Source organism: Nostocoides sp. (genome assembly GCF_037045025.1).
In the GTDB taxonomy this organism is placed as follows: Bacteria; Actinomycetota; Actinomycetes; order Actinomycetales; family Dermatophilaceae; genus Nostocoides_A.
The window spans coordinates 358,736-373,516 of the sequence record NZ_JBAOHM010000011.1; the positions used below are offsets into that span (position 1 = coordinate 358,736).

A 14,781-nucleotide genomic window follows, 5' to 3' on the forward strand; every position below is an offset into this window, starting at 1 on the left:
CTGATGTGCCCACACCTCTCGCCGGGCAATCCACTTCGGCCATGCGGCCGGTCGCTGGAGAGTGCAGGGGAGAGCGCCCGGAGCGACACGCCCGACCACGGGGGTCGAGCATCGGGCATGACTAGGAGTGGCCGCGACGGTGCGGTCGTCACGACGATAACGAAGGACGCAGTTTGCCTACCATCAATCAGCTGGTGCGCAAGGGCCGGCAGGACAAGGCCGCCAAGGTCAAGACGCCTGCCCTGAAGGGCTCGCCGCAGCGCCGCGGGGTGTGCACCCGGGTCTACACCACCACCCCCAAGAAGCCGAATTCGGCGCTGCGCAAGGTCGCGCGCGTGCGCCTGACCAGCGGCATCGAGGTCACCGCCTATATCCCCGGGGTCGGCCACAACCTGCAGGAGCACTCGATGGTGCTCGTGCGTGGTGGCCGGGTCAAGGACCTCCCCGGTGTCCGCTACAAGATCATCCGCGGTGCCCTCGACACCCAGGGCGTCAAGAACCGCCAGCAGGCCCGCAGCCGCTACGGCGCCAAGAAGGTGAAGAAGTAATGCCTCGCAAGGGTCCCGCCCCGAAGCGGCCGCTGGTCGTCGACCCCGTCTACAACAGCATCCTGGTGACCCAGCTGGTCAACAAGATCCTCCTGGACGGCAAGAAGTCGATCGCCGAGCACATCGTCTACGGCGCCATGGAGGGCGTGCGCGCCAAGACCGGCACCGACCCGGTAGCCACGCTCAAGCGCGCGCTCGACAACGTCCGCCCCTCCCTGGAGGTCAAGTCCCGCCGCGTCGGTGGCGCGACCTACCAGGTCCCGGTCGAGGTCAAGCCCAACCGGGCGACCACGCTCTCGCTGCGCTGGCTCGTCGGCTATGCCCGTCAGCGCCGCGAAAAGACGATGACCGAGCGCCTGACGAACGAGATCCTCGACGCCTCCAACGGCCTCGGCGCAGCTGTCAAGCGCCGCGAGGACACCCACAAGATGGCCGACTCCAACAAGGCCTTCGCGCACTATCGCTGGTGACCCCAGCAGGACGTATGCCGCTCGCCTCCGCGGCTAGCGGCATACGGCCGCAGCGGGCGTGAGCCCGCCCGACGACACACCTGATTCGCAACGAGCGAGATGAGATAACCCACAGTGGCTAAGGACGTCCTCACGGACCTGAACAAGGTCCGCAATATCGGCATCATGGCGCACATCGACGCCGGCAAGACGACGACGACGGAGCGCATCCTCTTCTACACCGGCATCACCTACAAGATCGGTGAGGTCCACGACGGCGCGGCCACGATGGACTGGATGGAGCAGGAGCAGGAGCGCGGCATCACGATCACGTCGGCCGCGACGACGACCTTCTGGCACGACACCCAGATCAACATCATCGACACCCCCGGCCACGTCGACTTCACCGTCGAGGTGGAGCGGTCGCTGCGCGTGCTCGACGGCGCGGTCGCCGTCTTCGACGGCAAGGAGGGCGTCGAGCCGCAGTCCGAGACCGTCTGGCGCCAGGCGGACAAGTACAACGTGCCCCGCATCTGCTTCGTCAACAAGATGGACAAGCTCGGGGCCGACTTCTACTTCACCGTGCAGACGATGACGGACCGGCTCGGCGCGACCCCGCTCGTCATGCAGTTGCCGATCGGTGCCGAGAGCACCTTCACCGGCGTCGTCGACCTGCTGACGATGAAGGCCTTCACCTGGCGCGGCGAGACCAAGCTCGGTGAGGACTATGAGGTCGAGGACATCCCCGCCGACCTGCAGGAGCGGGCCGAGCAATACCGCAGCGAGCTCGTCGAGAAGGTCGCCGAGTCCGACGACGAGCTGATGGAGAAGTACCTCGAGGGCGAGGAGCTGACCATCGAGGAACTCAAGGCCGGCATTCGCCGGATGACGATCAACTCCGAGATCAACCCGATCTACTGCGGCTCGGCGTTCAAGAACAAGGGCGTCCAGCCGATGCTCGACGCCGTCGTGGACTTCCTGCCCAGCCCGCTCGACGTGCCCGACATGGTCGGTCACGCCCCGGGCAACGAGGACGAGCACGTCACCCGCAAGGCCGACGCCAAGGAGCCGTTCGCGGCGCTGGCGTTCAAGGTCGTCAGCCACCCGTTCTTCGGGCGCCTGACGTATGTCCGCGTCTACTCCGGCGAGGTCACCCCGGGCACCCAGGTGATGAACTCGACCAAGTTGCGCAAGGAGCGCATTGGCAAGCTTTTCCAGATGCACTCCAACAAGGAGAACCCGGTCGACAAGGCCTCCGCCGGCCACATCTACGCGATGATCGGCCTGAAGGAGACGACGACGGGCGACACTCTCGCCGACATCGCCAAGCCGGTGATCTTGGAGGCGATGACCTTCCCCGAGCCGGTCATCCAGGTCGCCATCGAGCCCAAGACCAAGGGCGACCAGGAAAAGCTCGGCACCGCGATTCAGAAGCTCGCCGAGGAGGACCCGACCTTCCAGGTCAGCCTCGACGACGAGACCGGGCAGACAATCATCGCCGGTATGGGCGAGCTCCACCTCGACATCCTCGTCGACCGGATGCGGCGCGAGTTCAAGGTCGAAGCCAACGTCGGCAAGCCGCAGGTCGCCTACCGGGAGACCATCCGCCGCGGCGTCGAGAAGTACGACTACACCCACAAGAAGCAGACCGGTGGCTCCGGCCAGTTCGCCAAGGTGCAGATCGCACTCGCGCCGCTGGACACCTCCGAGGGCGAGTTCTACGAGTTCGAGAACAAGGTCACCGGTGGCCGCGTCCCGCGCGAATACATCCCCTCGGTCGACCACGGCATCCAGGACGCCATGCAGTACGGCACCCTGGCCGGCTACCCGCTCGTCGGGGTCAAGGCGACGCTGCTCGACGGTGCCGCTCACGACGTCGACTCCTCGGAAATGGCGTTCAAGATCGCCGGGTCGATGGCCTTCAAGGAGGCCGTCCGCAAGTGTGACCCGGTGCTGCTCGAGCCGATGATGGCCGTCGAGGTGCGCACGCCCGAGGAATACATGGGCGACGTCATCGGCGACATCAACTCCCGCCGTGGCCACATCCAGGCCATGGAGGACATCAGCGGCGCCAAGGTCGTTCGCGGCCTGGTCCCGCTGTCGGAGATGTTCGGGTATGTCGGCGACCTACGGTCCAAGACCCAGGGCCGGGCGAACTACTCGATGGAGTTCGACTCCTACGCCGAGGTGCCCAAGAGCGTCGCCGAGGAAATCATCAAGAAAACTCGTGGTGAGTGACCGGTAGACTCTCCGGTCGACACCCAACGCGTTACCCACCCCACCCGCCGCGTCCGCCGAGAAGGTCGTAAGCGGTACCAATGAGAGAAGTCCTGAGGAGGACAAGCAAGTGGCGAAGGCAAAGTTCGAGCGGACCAAGCCGCACGTCAACATCGGCACCATCGGTCACATCGACCACGGCAAGACGACGTTGACCGCGGCGATCTCCAAGGTCCTGCACGACAAGTACCCGGACCTGAACCCGGTGTTCGCGTTCGACGACATCGACAAGGCGCCGGAAGAGAAGCAGCGCGGCATCACCATCTCGATTGCGCACATCGAGTACCAGACCGAGGGCCGGCACTACGCGCACGTCGACTGCCCCGGTCACGCCGACTACATCAAGAACATGATCACCGGTGCCGCCCAGATGGACGGTGCGATCCTCGTGGTCGCCGCCACAGACGGCCCGATGCCGCAGACCAAGGAGCACGTCCTCCTGGCCCGCCAGGTCGGCGTCCCCTACATCGTCGTCGCGCTCAACAAGGTCGACATGGTCGACGACGAGGAGATCCTCGAACTCGTCGAGATGGAGGTCCGCGAGCTGCTGTCCGACTATGAGTTCCCGGGCGATGACCTGCCGGTCGTGCGGGTCTCGGCGCTGAAAGCCCTCGAGGGCGATGAGGAGTGGGGCAAGACCGTCCTGGAGCTGATGGACTCGGTCGACTCCTACATCCCCGAGCCCGAGCGCGACATCGACAAGCCGTTCCTCATGCCCGTCGAGGACGTCTTCACGATCACCGGCCGTGGCACCGTCGTCACCGGCCGGATCGAGCGCGGTGTGCTCAAGGTCAACGAGGAAGTCGAGATCGTCGGCATCCACGAGGGCCCGGCCAAGAAGACCACCGTCACCGGCGTCGAGATGTTCCGCAAGCTGCTCGACGAGGGCCGCGCCGGCGAGAACGTCGGCCTGCTCCTTCGTGGCGTCAAGCGCGAAGAGGTCGAGCGCGGCCAGGTCGTCGTCAAGCCCGGCTCGATCACCCCGCACACCGGGTTCGACGCCAACGTCTACATCCTGTCCAAGGACGAGGGTGGCCGGCACACCCCGTTCTACGACAACTACCGTCCGCAGTTCTACTTCCGGACCACCGATGTGACCGGCGTCGTCCACCTGCCCGAGGGCACCGAGATGGTCATGCCCGGTGACAACACCGAGATGTCGGTCGAGCTGATCCAGCCGATCGCCATGGAGGAAGGCCTGAAGTTCGCGATCCGCGAAGGTGGCCGCACCGTCGGCGCCGGCCGGGTCACCAAGATCACCAAGTAACACCTGCGGGGGCGTCGTGCCCCTCGGACCCCCCGAAAGGCGTGGTCCTCGCCAAGCGAGGGCTGCGCCTTTCGGGTTCGCCGACGGTTGGGCGGCGGCGCCAGGACTCCATCGGCCCGCGACGCCTAGCCTAGCGGACGTATCGCATTCAGTGTGTGTATCACTCCGCGGCCGAGTTCCTCATTGAGGGTGGCTGCACTGGCAGCCAACAACCCGAGGGGAGTTGCCGCAAAATGTCCACAACCACCCGTCGCCGCGTCCTGATCGCCGTGACCCTCGCCAGCTCGACGATCGGGCTCAGCGTGGCTCCCGCCGGCGCGAGCACCGAGACCGAACCTCCCGCGAGCACCGGCTCCACGTCAACGCTTGCCCCGGTGCTCCTGCCCGGCATGCGTGCCGCCCGGACTTACACCGCGGCCGAGGCCCGAGCCTTCGACAAGACCGGGGGCGACCCCAAGGTTCTCGCCTACTGGACCCGCGCGCGGATGCGGGCGGCGAAGTCGCTCGACCTCCCGGGAGACCGGGCAGTCATCGACAAGACCGTCGACAAGCTGGCCAGGTCGCGGCAGGCACCCCAGACCACCGCGCCGGTGGCCGGCAGGATCGCCGCCGCGCAGGCAAAGACACCACCGGTCACCAACTTCTCCCGGACCAACGGAAAGCTGTTCATCGGCGGCTACAACAGCACCAGCTGGTGCTCCGCCTCGGCGGTCAACACCACATCTGAACGGGTCGTCATCACCGCCGGCCACTGCGTGCACTCCGGCAAGGGCGGGAACTGGCTGAACAACCTGGTCTTCGTGCCCGGATACAACGGCTACGCCAGCGACCCCGCCCCGGTCGGGATGTTCCAGGCCTACCGGCTGCGGACCTTCAACGCCTGGATCAACAACGGCGGCCAGTACCTCACCACGGCCACCCTCCCCGGCTTCCAGCGAGACGTCGGGTTCGTGACCACCTACAGCGGCGGCGACTACGGCACGACCGTCGTCCGCACCGTGGGCGGCCACGGACTGGCCTACAACGGCGGCTACTCGTGGGACGTCTCGCTGTTCGGCTACCCCGGCAACAAGAACTCCGGCAAGGTCATGTGGGCCTGCTGGGGCACCACAGCCGCCGACACGTGGGCCTATCGCACGAGGATCGACGGTTGCGGCTTCGGCGGCGGCTCGTCCGGGGGCCCGTGGCTGTGGCAGTACAGCAACTCCACCGGGCTGGGCTACGTTCGGACCGTGATGTCCACGTACAACTCCTCGCTGAACCGCAACGCGGGTGCCTACTTTGACACCGCCGTCTACAACGCGCTCCAGGCCGCCAACGGCGACTGGTGACCCCTATCGTGACCAGACTGCTCCGGTCGGCCCTGCTGGCCGGGGCAGTCGCCGCCGCCTGCGCCTGCTCCGCCCCCGGGAGTGCCGGCGGTTCGGACACGCCGGACCCGCGGAGCACGCGGACCACGGCGCCGACGTCGGGGTCGGCGCCAGTCCAACAACTCGCCCTTCGACCCGATCTCGATGCCGCGTATGCCGTGACCTGGCCCTGGCGGTTGGTCGGCGACGCCACCCTGGAGTTCCGCGGACCGGCGGGACCGGCCGCCTGTACCGCGGCTCGGGTCACCCTCGATGAGGGGTCCAGTCAGGTGACGGTGCGCCTGGAGATCGGGGGAATCCCCGGAGCCGGTGAGTGCGCCGCTATCGCCGAGGCCTCCCGCGTCGAGGTTCCCCTGTCGGACCCGCTGGGGAACCGCGCGGTCCGGGTCCGCCCGTGAACGGCGGCGTCAATAGCCGATCGTCCAGCGTGCCACCAGCCCGCGCAGGTATTGCGCCTGAGCCACGTGAGCGACGGCGTCGTCGATAACGCTGACCAGCCGCACCCCGCGAGTCACCGGCGGCTCCCAACGCCGGTCGACGATTTCATCGAGGTCGCTCTCGCCGAGGCCGCCGACATAGGCGAGCGTCGCCGCGACCACCGCCTGCAGGTAGTCGGCGAGCATGGCGGGGTCCGACACCTGAACCTTGGCGACGTCAGCGGGGGAGTCGCCGAATCCCATCGCCTCGACCGGCCGATCCAGCGCGAAGCGATCCGCCCAGCCCCCGGATCGCCATACCTCCTCGGCGCCGGCAAGCTCCGCGACCTGCGCGTCCTGCTGCCGGGCGGCGTGCCAGAGCAGCCAGGCGATCGAGCTGTGCTCGGCATCCGGCATCCGGTTCAGAACCTCAAGGGGTATGCCGTCGAGCACCTGCCGAGCGCTGTCGAGCGGTCGTGACGCGGCATCGATGAGGACCTCCCGGGCATCCATGAAACCAAGCCTGCCACCGATCAGCGCGCCGCTTCGCGCATCCCGGTGAGCCGGTCGCGAGTTTCCACGGCCGGAAACCACGCGACCGCCCAAGGACCACAATGGCCGCGTGCACTCGACTCGCGGCCGCCGATGACCCCGCGCTACCCACCGCGGGGCAAGCCGGTCCTGCAGACCGACCGGCTGACCCTGCGCCCGCTGACCTGGGATGACCAGCTCGAGCTCGAGCGCCTTGACGCCGACCCCGAGGTGATGCGCTATCTCGACCGGCCGCGCACGCCCGATCAGATCCGCGAGCGTTTCCTCGCCCGGACCGACCCCTCCCACGACGCGATGGGCCTCGGCTACTGGGTCGGCCTGGAGGAGGGCCGCTTCGTCGGCTGGTGGCTGCTCACCCCGGAAGGACCCGGCGTGGCCGATATCGGCTGGCGCCTCCACCGGGCGGCCTGGGGGCGCGGCCTCGCCAGCGAGGGCGCCCGCGCCGTCGTCCGGCACGGCTTCGCGACCGTCGGCCTCGAACGGATCGTCGCCGACACCATGGTCGTCAACCACGCCAGCCAGGGCGTGATGCGCAAGATCGGGATGCGGCATACGGGCATCGAGCATCGCGACTGGGAGCATCCGCTGCCCGGGGCCGAGCAGGGGGAGTGGCTCGCCGAGATCACCCGGGAAGAGTGGCTCGCGCAGAGCCGCGATCACCAGGGCTGATTTGGCCTGCGCAAGCTCGGCATGGCAAGATAGTCAGGTTGCTTGTGCGGCGTCGACCCCCGTCGTGCGCCCGCCGTGAGAACGCATCGAACCGCCTGACCAGGCGGGGCGACACACGCGGGAACGTGCAAGCCCGGCCATGCCGGACCAACCGATCAACCCAACGGTCGCGGGAAACCGCACGCCGTCGGGCCGCGGAGCGGGTGCGACACACCCGAGCGCGGGGGTCGGAGGTGGCCCGGTGCAGCCGACCTGGATTTTGGTAGTTGGACGGCGAGAGAGAGACGACCACACGATGGCGGGACAGAAGATCCGCATCCGGCTGAAGTCGTATGACCACGAGGTCATCGACAGCTCGGCGCGCAAGATCGTCGACACGGTGACCCGCGCGGGCGCGACCGTTGTCGGACCGGTGCCGCTGCCCACGGAGAAGAACGTCTTCGTGGTCATCCGCAGCCCCCACAAATACAAGGACTCCCGCGAGCACTTCGAGATGCGCACCCACAAGCGCCTCATCGACATCATCGACCCGACGCCCAAGGCCGTCGACTCGCTGATGCGTCTCGACCTGCCGGCGGACGTCAACATCGAGATCAAGCTCTAAGGACCGCCGACATGACTCACGCAACTGTGCGCCCCGTCAAGGGCGTGCTCGGCGAGAAGCTCGGGATGACGCAGGTCTGGGACGCCGACAGCCGCCTCGTCCCGGTCACCGTCGTCCAGGCCGGCCCCTGCGTCGTCACGCAGGTGCGGGGCGTCGAGACCGACGGCTACGACGCCGTCCAGATCGCGTATGGCGCGATCGACCCCCGCAAGGTCAACCAGCCGATGTCCGGCCATTTCGCCAAGGCCGGCGTCACCCCGCGTCGCCACCTGGTCGAGCTGCGCACCACCGATGCCGCCGACTACACGGTCGGGTCCGAGGTCACCGTCGAGGTCTTCGAGGCCGGCCAGAGCGTCGACGTCTCGGGCACCACCAAGGGCAAGGGCTTCGCGGGCGTTATGAAGCGGCACGGCTTTAAGGGTGTCTCGGCCTCCCACGGCGCCCACCGCAACCACCGCAAACCGGGCTCGATCGGTGGCTGCTCCACCCCGGGCCGGGTCTTTAAGGGCATGCGCATGGCCGGCCGGATGGGCGGCGAGCGTCAGACCACCCAAAACCTGACGATTCACGCCGTCGACGCCGAGCGCGGCCTGCTGCTGATCAAGGGGGCCGTGCCCGGTCCGCGCGGTGGCATCGTCCTCGTCCGCAGCGCCGCGAAGGGAGCCTGATCCCATGACCGCCAAGGTGATCGACATCGACCTGCCCGCCGAGATTTTCGACGTGCAGACCAATGTCCCGCTCATCCATCAGGTCGTCGTCGCCCAGCTCGCCGCGGCGCGCCAAGGCAGCCACGCCACCAAGACCCGCGGCGAGGTCCGCGGCGGTGGCCGCAAGCCCTACCGCCAAAAGGGCACCGGCCGCGCTCGCCAGGGCTCGACCCGGGCGCCGCAGTTCGCTGGCGGTGGCACCGTCCACGGCCCGCAGCCGCGCGACTACACCCAGCGCACCCCCAAGAAGATGAAGGCCGCCGCCCTGCGGGGGGCCCTGTCCGACCGGGCACGTCATGGCCGCATCCACGTCGTCGAGTCCCTCGTCACCGGCGAGGCGCCCTCGACCAAGCAGGCCGCCGAACTGCTCAGCGGACTGACCGAGCGCCCCAACCTGCTCGTCGTCCTCGACCGCGCCGACATGGTGTCGCTGCTGTCGGTGCGCAATCTGGCCGATGTCCACGTCCTGGCCGTCGATCAGCTCAACACCTATGACGTGCTGTGCGCCGATGACATCGTCTTCACCCGCGCCAGCCTGGACGCCTTTGTGACCGGCCGGAGCCCAGCGAGCCAGGAGGTCCAGGACGCGGCGGCTCCCGAGGTCCAGGACGCCCCGGCCGCTGACACCACGACGGAGGAGTCCGAATGAGCACCCCCGCCAAGGACCCACGCGACATCCTGATCGCGCCGGTCGTTTCGGAGAAGTCCTACGGCCTCCTCGAGGAGGGCAAGTACACCTTCATCGTCGACCCCCGCGCCAACAAGACCGAGATCAAGATCGCCATCGAGTCGATCTTCGGCGTCAAGGTCGACTCCGTGCACACGATGAACCGACCCGGCAAGGCGCGCCGCACCCGCTTCGGGGCCGGCAAGCGCAAGGACACCAAGCGCGCGATCGTCACGCTGCGCGAGGGCGCCATCGACATCTTCGGCGCGGGCGCCTGAGGAGCTGAATAGACATGGGAATTCGCAAGTACAAGCCGACGACTCCCGGTCGTCGTGGGGCGAGCGTGGCCGACTTCGTCGAAGTCACCCGCGCCACGCCGGAGAAGTCGCTCGTCAAACCGTTGAGCAAGTCCGGCGGCCGCAACTCCAGCGGCCGGATCACCACCCGCCACATCGGCGGGGGCCACAAGCGCGCCTACCGGGTGATCGACTTCCGCCGTCACGACAAGGACGGCGTGCCGGCCAAGGTCGCCCACATCGAGTACGACCCCAACCGCACCGCCCGGATCGCGTTGCTGCACTATGCCGACGGCGAGAAGCGCTACATTCTGGCTCCCAACCGGTTGCGGCAGGGCGACACCGTCGAGAACGGTCCGACCGCCGACATCAAGCCCGGCAACAGCCTGCCGCTGCGCAACATCCCGACCGGTACGGTCGTCCACGCGGTTGAGCTCAAGCCCGGCGGCGGCGCCAAGATCGCCCGCTCCGCCGGCGTCCGCGTGCAGCTCGTCGCCAAGGACGGCCCGTTCGCCCAGCTGCGGATGCCGTCCGGCGAGATTCGCAACGTCGACCTGCGCTGCCGCGCCACCATCGGTGAGGTCGGCAACGCCGAACAGTCCAACATCAACTGGGGCAAGGCCGGCCGGATGCGGTGGAAGGGCAAGCGCCCCACCGTCCGCGGGGTCGCGATGAACCCGGTCGACCACCCGCACGGTGGTGGCGAGGGCAAGACCTCCGGTGGCCGCAACCCGGTCTCCCCGTGGGGCCAGCCCGAGGGCCGCACCCGCCGCCCCGGCAAGGAGAGCGCCAAGATGATCGTCCGCCGCCGCCGCACCGGCAAGAAGCGCTGATAGGAGCCTGACATGCCACGCAGTTTGAAGAAGGGCCCCTTCATCGACGCCCACCTGCAAAAGAAGGTGGACGACGCCAACGCCAAGGGCTCCAAGAACGTCATCAAGACCTGGTCGCGCCGCTCGGTCATCGCGCCGGACTTCCTCGGCCACACCTTCGCCGTGCACAACGGCCGCACCCACATCCCGGTCTTTGTGACCGAGTCCATGGTCGGCCACAAGCTCGGCGAGTTCGCGCCGACCCGCACCTTCAAGGGTCACATCAAGGACGACAAGAAGGGCCGCCGTCGATGAGCGAGGTCACCATGGAAGCCAAGGCGGTCGCCCGCCATGTGCGGGTCGCTCCGCAAAAGGCGCGCCGGGTCGTCGCCCTCATCCGCGGCAAGCAGGCCACCGACGCGGTCGCCGCGTTGATGTTCGCCCCGCAAACCGCCAGCGAGCCGGTGCTCAAGGTGCTGCAGAGCGCGATCGCCAACGCCCGGGTCAAGGCCGACGCCGCCGCGGAGGCCTTCGACGAGCGCACGCTGGTCATCACCGAGGCGTATGTCGACGAGGGCCCGACGATGAAGCGGTTCCGTCCGCGGGCCCAGGGCCGCGCGAGCCGGATCAACAAACGCACCAGCCACATCACCGTTCACGTGGCCCCCAAGACCACCTCGACCACCGCCGGAAAGGCAGGCACCCGCTGATGGGGCAGAAGGTCAACCCGCACGGCTTCCGGCTGGGCATCACCACCGACCACAAGAGCCGCTGGTTTGCCGACTCCACCAAGGAGGGGCAGCGCTACCGCGACTACGTCAAGGAAGATGTCGCGATCCGCAAGCTGATGTCCCAGGGCATGGAGCGCGCCGGCATCTCCCGCGTCGAGATCGAGCGCACCCGTGACCGCGTGCGCGTCGACATCCACACCGCCCGCCCCGGCATCGTCATCGGCCGCCGCGGCGCCGAGGCCGACCGCATCCGCGGCGAGCTGGAGAAGCTCACCGGCAAGCAGGTCCAGCTGAACATCCTCGAGGTCAAGAACCCCGAGATCGACGCCCAGCTGGTCGCCCAGGGCATCGCCGAGCAGCTCAGCGCCCGCGTCACTTTCCGGCGCGCGATGCGCAAGGGCATGCAATCAGCGCTGCGCGCCGGTGCCAAGGGCATCCGGATTCAGTGCTCCGGCCGTCTCGGCGGCGCCGAGATGAGCCGTTCCGAGTTCTACCGCGAGGGCCGCGTCCCGCTGCACACCCTGCGGGCGAACATTGACTACGGCTTCTTCGAGGCCAAGACCACCTTCGGCCGGATCGGCGTGAAGGTGTGGATCTACAAGGGCGATATGACCGAGAAGGAGTTCGCGGCCCAGCAGGTCAACGCGCCGCGCGCGCCGCGTGGTCCGCGCCGTGACCGCGACGACCGCCCTGCTCGGGCTCGCCGCGACGCCGCCCCCACCACCGAGCCCACCGAGGCGCCCGCTGCGGCCGCCGAGGAAACCCAGGGAGCGTAATCACATGTTGATTCCCCGTCGCGTCAAGCACCGCAAGCAGCACCACCCCGGCCGCTCCGGGATGTCCAAGGGCGGCAACAACCTCGCCTTCGGCGACTACGGCATCCAGGCCCTCGAGCCCGCCTATGTCACCAACCGGCAGATCGAGTCCGCCCGTATCGCGATGACCCGCTTCATCAAGCGTGGCGGCAAGGTGTGGATCAACATCTATCCCGACCGCCCGCTGACCAAGAAGCCGGCCGAGACCCGGATGGGCTCCGGCAAGGGCTCGCCCGAGTGGTGGATCGCCAACGTCAAGCCGGGACGTGTCCTGTTCGAGCTCTCCGGTGTCCCGGAGGACGTCGCTCGCGAGGCCATGCGCCTGGCGATGCACAAGCTGCCGATGAAGACCCGCTTCGTCCGGCGTGAAGGTGGTGACATCTGATGGCAATCGGATCCAAGGACCTGACGCCGACCGAACTGCGCGGTTTCGACGAGGAGCGCCTCGGCGAAGAGCTGCGCAAGGCCAAGGCGGAGCTGTTCAACCTGCGCTTCCAGTCGGCCACCGGCCAGCTGGAGAGCCACGGCCGCCTGCGCGCGGTCCGCAAGGACATCGCCCGGATCTACACCGAGATGCGCGAGCGGGAGCTCGGCATCGGCGGCACGGAGGCGTGAGCATGACCGAGAACACCGTGACCGAGGACAGCGTGACCCAAGACAGCGTGACCCAAGACAGCGTGACCCAAGACAGCGTGACCCAAGACAGCGTGACCGACACCGACGTGACCCCTAAGGCCGTGACCGACCCGGCCCCATCGACCGCGGCCGCGGGTGTGGAGCGCAAGTACCGCAAGGCCCGGCAGGGCTATGTCGTCAGCGACAAGATGGACAAGACCGTCGTCGTCGAGGTCGAAGACCGCGTCAAGCACGCCCTCTACGGCAAGGTCCTGCGCCGCTCCAGCAAGGTCAAGGCGCACGACGAGCAGAACACCGCCGGCGTCGGCGACCGTGTGCTGATCATGGAGACCCGTCCGCTGAGCGCCACCAAGCGCTGGCGCGTCGTCGAGATTCTGGAGAAGGCCAAGTGATCTCACCCCATTCGATTCTTCACTCCCTCCGCTTCGCTCCTTCCGCAAACAATCGATCGGGGGCCCCGAGATGATCCAACAGGAGTCGCGTCTCAAGGTCGCCGACAACACCGGCGCCAAGGAGATCCTCTGCATCCGCGTGCTCGGCGGCTCCGGCCGGCGGTATGCCGGGATCGGCGACACCATCGTCGCGACCGTCAAGGACGCCATCCCCGGCGGCAACGTCAAGAAGGGCGATGTCGTCAAGGCCGTCATCGTGCGCACCGCCAAGGAGCGGCGCCGACCGGACGGCAGCTACATCCGCTTCGACGAGAACGCCGCCGTCATCCTCAAGAGCGACGGCGACCCGCGCGGCACCCGCATCTTCGGCCCGGTGGGCCGCGAGCTGCGCGAGAAGCGGTTCATGAAGATCATCTCGCTGGCACCGGAGGTGCTCTGACCCGATGGGCACAATGAAGATCAAGAAGGGTGACACCGTGCAGGTGCTCACCGGCAAGGACAAGGGCAAGCAGGGCAAGGTCATCGCCGTCGACACCGAGACCCAGCGGGTCACCGTCGAGGGCGTCGGCCGGGTCACCCGGCACGTCAAGCCGGGCCCGCGCGGCACCGGCGGCCTGGTCACCCAGGAGGCCCCGCTGCACGTCAGCAACGTCGCGATTGTTGATCCCGAAGACAAGCGACCGACCCGCGTTAAGACCCGCGTGGAGCAGGTCGAGCGGGACGGCCGCACCAAGACCACCCGGGTGCGCGTCGCCGCCCGCTCCGGCAAGGACATCTGATGACTGAAACCGCCACCCCGGCCGCGCCGCGGCTGAAGGCCCGGTATGCCGAGCAGATCCGCCCGGCGCTGTCCGAACAGTTCGCCTATGGCAACGTCATGCAGGTCCCGGGCGTCGTCAAGGTCGTCGTCAACATGGGCGTCGGCGATGCCGCCAAGGACTCCAAGTTGATCGAGGGCGCCATCCGCGACCTGGCCGCGATCACCGGCCAAAAGCCGCAGGTGACCAAGGCCCGCAAGTCGATCGCCCAATTCAAGTTGCGCGAGGGTATGCCGATCGGCGCCCACGTCACGCTGCGCGGCGATCGGATGTGGGAGTTCCTCGACCGGCTCGTCACGATCGCGCTGCCGCGTATCCGCGACTTCCGTGGCCTTTCGCCGCGGCAGTTCGACGGCCGGGGCAACTACACCTTCGGCCTGAACGAGCAGTCGATGTTCCACGAGATCGACCAGGACCGGATCGACCGCGTCCGCGGCATGGACATCACGGTCGTGACCACCGCGACCACCGACGACGAGGGACGCGCGCTGCTGAAGGCGCTCGGCTTCCCCTTCAAGGAGAACTGACGCATGGCCAAAACCGCTCTGAAGAATAAGGCTGCCAAGAAGCCGAAGTTCAAGGTCCGCGGCTACACCCGCTGCCAGCGCTGCGGCCGGCCGCACTCGGTCTACCGCAAGTTCGGCCTGTGCCGGATCTGCCTGCGCGAAATGGCCCACCGCGGCGAACTGCCCGGCGTCACGAAGTCCAGCTGGTAGCCCAGCCTTCCCGACCAGACCACAACTACAGCGCAGGTC

22 protein-coding genes and 1 pseudogene are annotated in these 14,781 nt (G+C 67.8%); 22 read left to right on the plus strand and 1 reads right to left on the minus strand.

Annotation, left to right across the window (positions count from 1 at the left end; genetic code table 11):
• Nucleotides 1–173: 173 nt before the first annotated feature.
• The 6 genes from rpsL to V9G19_RS12805 all read left to right on the plus strand — a co-directional run bounded on the left by rpsL (nucleotide 174) and on the right by V9G19_RS12805 (nucleotide 6,309).
• Nucleotides 174–548: a 30S ribosomal protein S12 gene (gene rpsL / locus V9G19_RS12780; protein WP_462285793.1), complete on the plus strand. Its 375-nt coding sequence runs from the start codon at nucleotides 174–176 to the stop codon at nucleotides 546–548.
• The gene (gene rpsG, locus V9G19_RS12785; protein WP_462285794.1) at nucleotides 548–1,018 is read left to right on the plus strand and encodes a 30S ribosomal protein S7; all 471 of its coding nucleotides are present in this window, start codon (nucleotides 548–550) and stop codon (nucleotides 1,016–1,018) included. The genes rpsL and rpsG overlap by 1 nt, the downstream gene beginning before the upstream one ends.
• Before the next feature lie 114 nt (nucleotides 1,019–1,132).
• On the plus strand, nucleotides 1,133–3,235 hold the full coding sequence (gene fusA, locus V9G19_RS12790) for an elongation factor G (protein WP_462285795.1): 2,103 nt from the start codon (nucleotides 1,133–1,135) through the stop codon (nucleotides 3,233–3,235).
• 109 nt (nucleotides 3,236–3,344) lie between these two features.
• On the plus strand, nucleotides 3,345–4,541 hold the full coding sequence (gene tuf, locus V9G19_RS12795; protein WP_462285796.1) for an elongation factor Tu: 1,197 nt from the start codon (nucleotides 3,345–3,347) through the stop codon (nucleotides 4,539–4,541).
• Between the two features lie 233 nt (nucleotides 4,542–4,774).
• Nucleotides 4,775–5,872, plus strand: a complete 1,098-nt coding sequence (locus V9G19_RS12800) for a trypsin-like serine peptidase (RefSeq protein WP_462285797.1) — start codon at nucleotides 4,775–4,777, stop codon at nucleotides 5,870–5,872.
• 8 nt (nucleotides 5,873–5,880) lie between these two features.
• Complete coding sequence (locus V9G19_RS12805; RefSeq protein ID WP_462285798.1) at nucleotides 5,881–6,309, plus strand: hypothetical protein; 429 nt, start codon at nucleotides 5,881–5,883, stop codon at nucleotides 6,307–6,309.
• A gap of 9 nt (nucleotides 6,310–6,318) precedes the next feature.
• Here the strand turns inward: V9G19_RS12805 and V9G19_RS12810 are convergent, their stop codons facing one another.
• The gene (locus V9G19_RS12810) at nucleotides 6,319–6,840 is read right to left on the minus strand and encodes a mycothiol transferase (protein WP_462285799.1); all 522 of its coding nucleotides are present in this window, start codon (nucleotides 6,838–6,840) and stop codon (nucleotides 6,319–6,321) included.
• 132 nt (nucleotides 6,841–6,972) lie between these two features.
• Here V9G19_RS12810 and V9G19_RS12815 point away from each other — a divergent pair, with 132 nt between their 5' ends.
• The 16 genes and pseudogenes from V9G19_RS12815 to V9G19_RS12890 all read left to right on the plus strand — a co-directional run bounded on the left by V9G19_RS12815 (nucleotide 6,973) and on the right by V9G19_RS12890 (nucleotide 14,742).
• Nucleotides 6,973–7,548 (plus strand): GNAT family N-acetyltransferase, encoded by a 576-nt coding sequence (locus V9G19_RS12815; protein WP_462285800.1) that lies wholly within the window; start codon nucleotides 6,973–6,975, stop codon nucleotides 7,546–7,548.
• Nucleotides 7,549–7,843: 295 nt separating this feature from the next.
• Entirely contained in the window at nucleotides 7,844–8,152 is a 309-nt protein-coding gene (rpsJ, locus tag V9G19_RS12820) for a 30S ribosomal protein S10 (RefSeq protein WP_019146773.1), read from the plus strand.
• Nucleotides 8,153–8,163: 11 nt separating this feature from the next.
• The gene (rplC, locus tag V9G19_RS12825) at nucleotides 8,164–8,820 is read left to right on the plus strand and encodes a 50S ribosomal protein L3 (protein WP_462285801.1); all 657 of its coding nucleotides are present in this window, start codon (nucleotides 8,164–8,166) and stop codon (nucleotides 8,818–8,820) included.
• Between the two features lie 4 nt (nucleotides 8,821–8,824).
• Nucleotides 8,825–9,508 carry a 50S ribosomal protein L4, sunset domain variant gene (gene rplD, locus V9G19_RS12830; RefSeq protein ID WP_462285802.1) on the plus strand — a complete coding sequence of 228 codons (684 nt, stop codon included), beginning with the start codon at nucleotides 8,825–8,827 and terminating at the stop codon, nucleotides 9,506–9,508.
• Nucleotides 9,505–9,804: a 50S ribosomal protein L23 gene (rplW, locus tag V9G19_RS12835; protein ID WP_462285803.1), complete on the plus strand. Its 300-nt coding sequence runs from the start codon at nucleotides 9,505–9,507 to the stop codon at nucleotides 9,802–9,804. The genes rplD and rplW overlap by 4 nt, the downstream gene beginning before the upstream one ends.
• Nucleotides 9,805–9,818: 14 nt before the next feature.
• Complete coding sequence (rplB, locus tag V9G19_RS12840; protein ID WP_462285804.1) at nucleotides 9,819–10,655, plus strand: 50S ribosomal protein L2; 837 nt, start codon at nucleotides 9,819–9,821, stop codon at nucleotides 10,653–10,655.
• 12 nt (nucleotides 10,656–10,667) lie between these two features.
• Entirely contained in the window at nucleotides 10,668–10,949 is a 282-nt protein-coding gene (rpsS, locus tag V9G19_RS12845) for a 30S ribosomal protein S19 (RefSeq protein WP_462285805.1), read from the plus strand.
• A gap of 11 nt (nucleotides 10,950–10,960) precedes the next feature.
• On the plus strand, nucleotides 10,961–11,344 hold the full coding sequence (rplV, locus tag V9G19_RS12850) for a 50S ribosomal protein L22 (RefSeq protein ID WP_462286237.1): 384 nt from the start codon (nucleotides 10,961–10,963) through the stop codon (nucleotides 11,342–11,344).
• Nucleotides 11,344–12,141, plus strand: coding sequence for a 30S ribosomal protein S3 (gene rpsC / locus V9G19_RS12855; protein ID WP_462285806.1), 798 nt, complete (start codon nucleotides 11,344–11,346; stop codon nucleotides 12,139–12,141). Before rplV ends, rpsC begins: the two co-directional genes overlap by 1 nt.
• Nucleotides 12,142–12,145: 4 nt before the next feature.
• Nucleotides 12,146–12,565, plus strand: a complete 420-nt coding sequence (gene rplP, locus V9G19_RS12860; protein ID WP_462285807.1) for a 50S ribosomal protein L16 — start codon at nucleotides 12,146–12,148, stop codon at nucleotides 12,563–12,565.
• Nucleotides 12,565–12,777 (plus strand): annotated as a pseudogene (gene rpmC / locus V9G19_RS12865) (50S ribosomal protein L29); the annotation flags it as partial. The gene rplP and the pseudogene rpmC, both read left to right, overlap by 1 nt.
• 140 nt (nucleotides 12,778–12,917) lie before the next feature.
• Nucleotides 12,918–13,208 carry a 30S ribosomal protein S17 gene (gene rpsQ, locus V9G19_RS12870; protein ID WP_462286238.1) on the plus strand — a complete coding sequence of 97 codons (291 nt, stop codon included), beginning with the start codon at nucleotides 12,918–12,920 and terminating at the stop codon, nucleotides 13,206–13,208.
• A 70-nt stretch (nucleotides 13,209–13,278) separates the two neighbouring features.
• Nucleotides 13,279–13,647 carry a 50S ribosomal protein L14 gene (gene rplN, locus V9G19_RS12875; RefSeq protein ID WP_462285808.1) on the plus strand — a complete coding sequence of 123 codons (369 nt, stop codon included), beginning with the start codon at nucleotides 13,279–13,281 and terminating at the stop codon, nucleotides 13,645–13,647.
• Nucleotides 13,648–13,651: 4 nt separating this feature from the next.
• Complete coding sequence (gene rplX, locus V9G19_RS12880) at nucleotides 13,652–13,987, plus strand: 50S ribosomal protein L24 (RefSeq protein WP_462285809.1); 336 nt, start codon at nucleotides 13,652–13,654, stop codon at nucleotides 13,985–13,987.
• The gene (rplE, locus tag V9G19_RS12885; RefSeq protein ID WP_462285810.1) at nucleotides 13,987–14,553 is read left to right on the plus strand and encodes a 50S ribosomal protein L5; all 567 of its coding nucleotides are present in this window, start codon (nucleotides 13,987–13,989) and stop codon (nucleotides 14,551–14,553) included. The genes rplX and rplE overlap by 1 nt, the downstream gene beginning before the upstream one ends.
• Nucleotides 14,554–14,556: 3 nt before the next feature.
• Complete coding sequence (locus V9G19_RS12890; protein ID WP_462285811.1) at nucleotides 14,557–14,742, plus strand: type Z 30S ribosomal protein S14; 186 nt, start codon at nucleotides 14,557–14,559, stop codon at nucleotides 14,740–14,742.
• The last annotated feature ends 39 nt before the right edge of the window (nucleotides 14,743–14,781 follow it).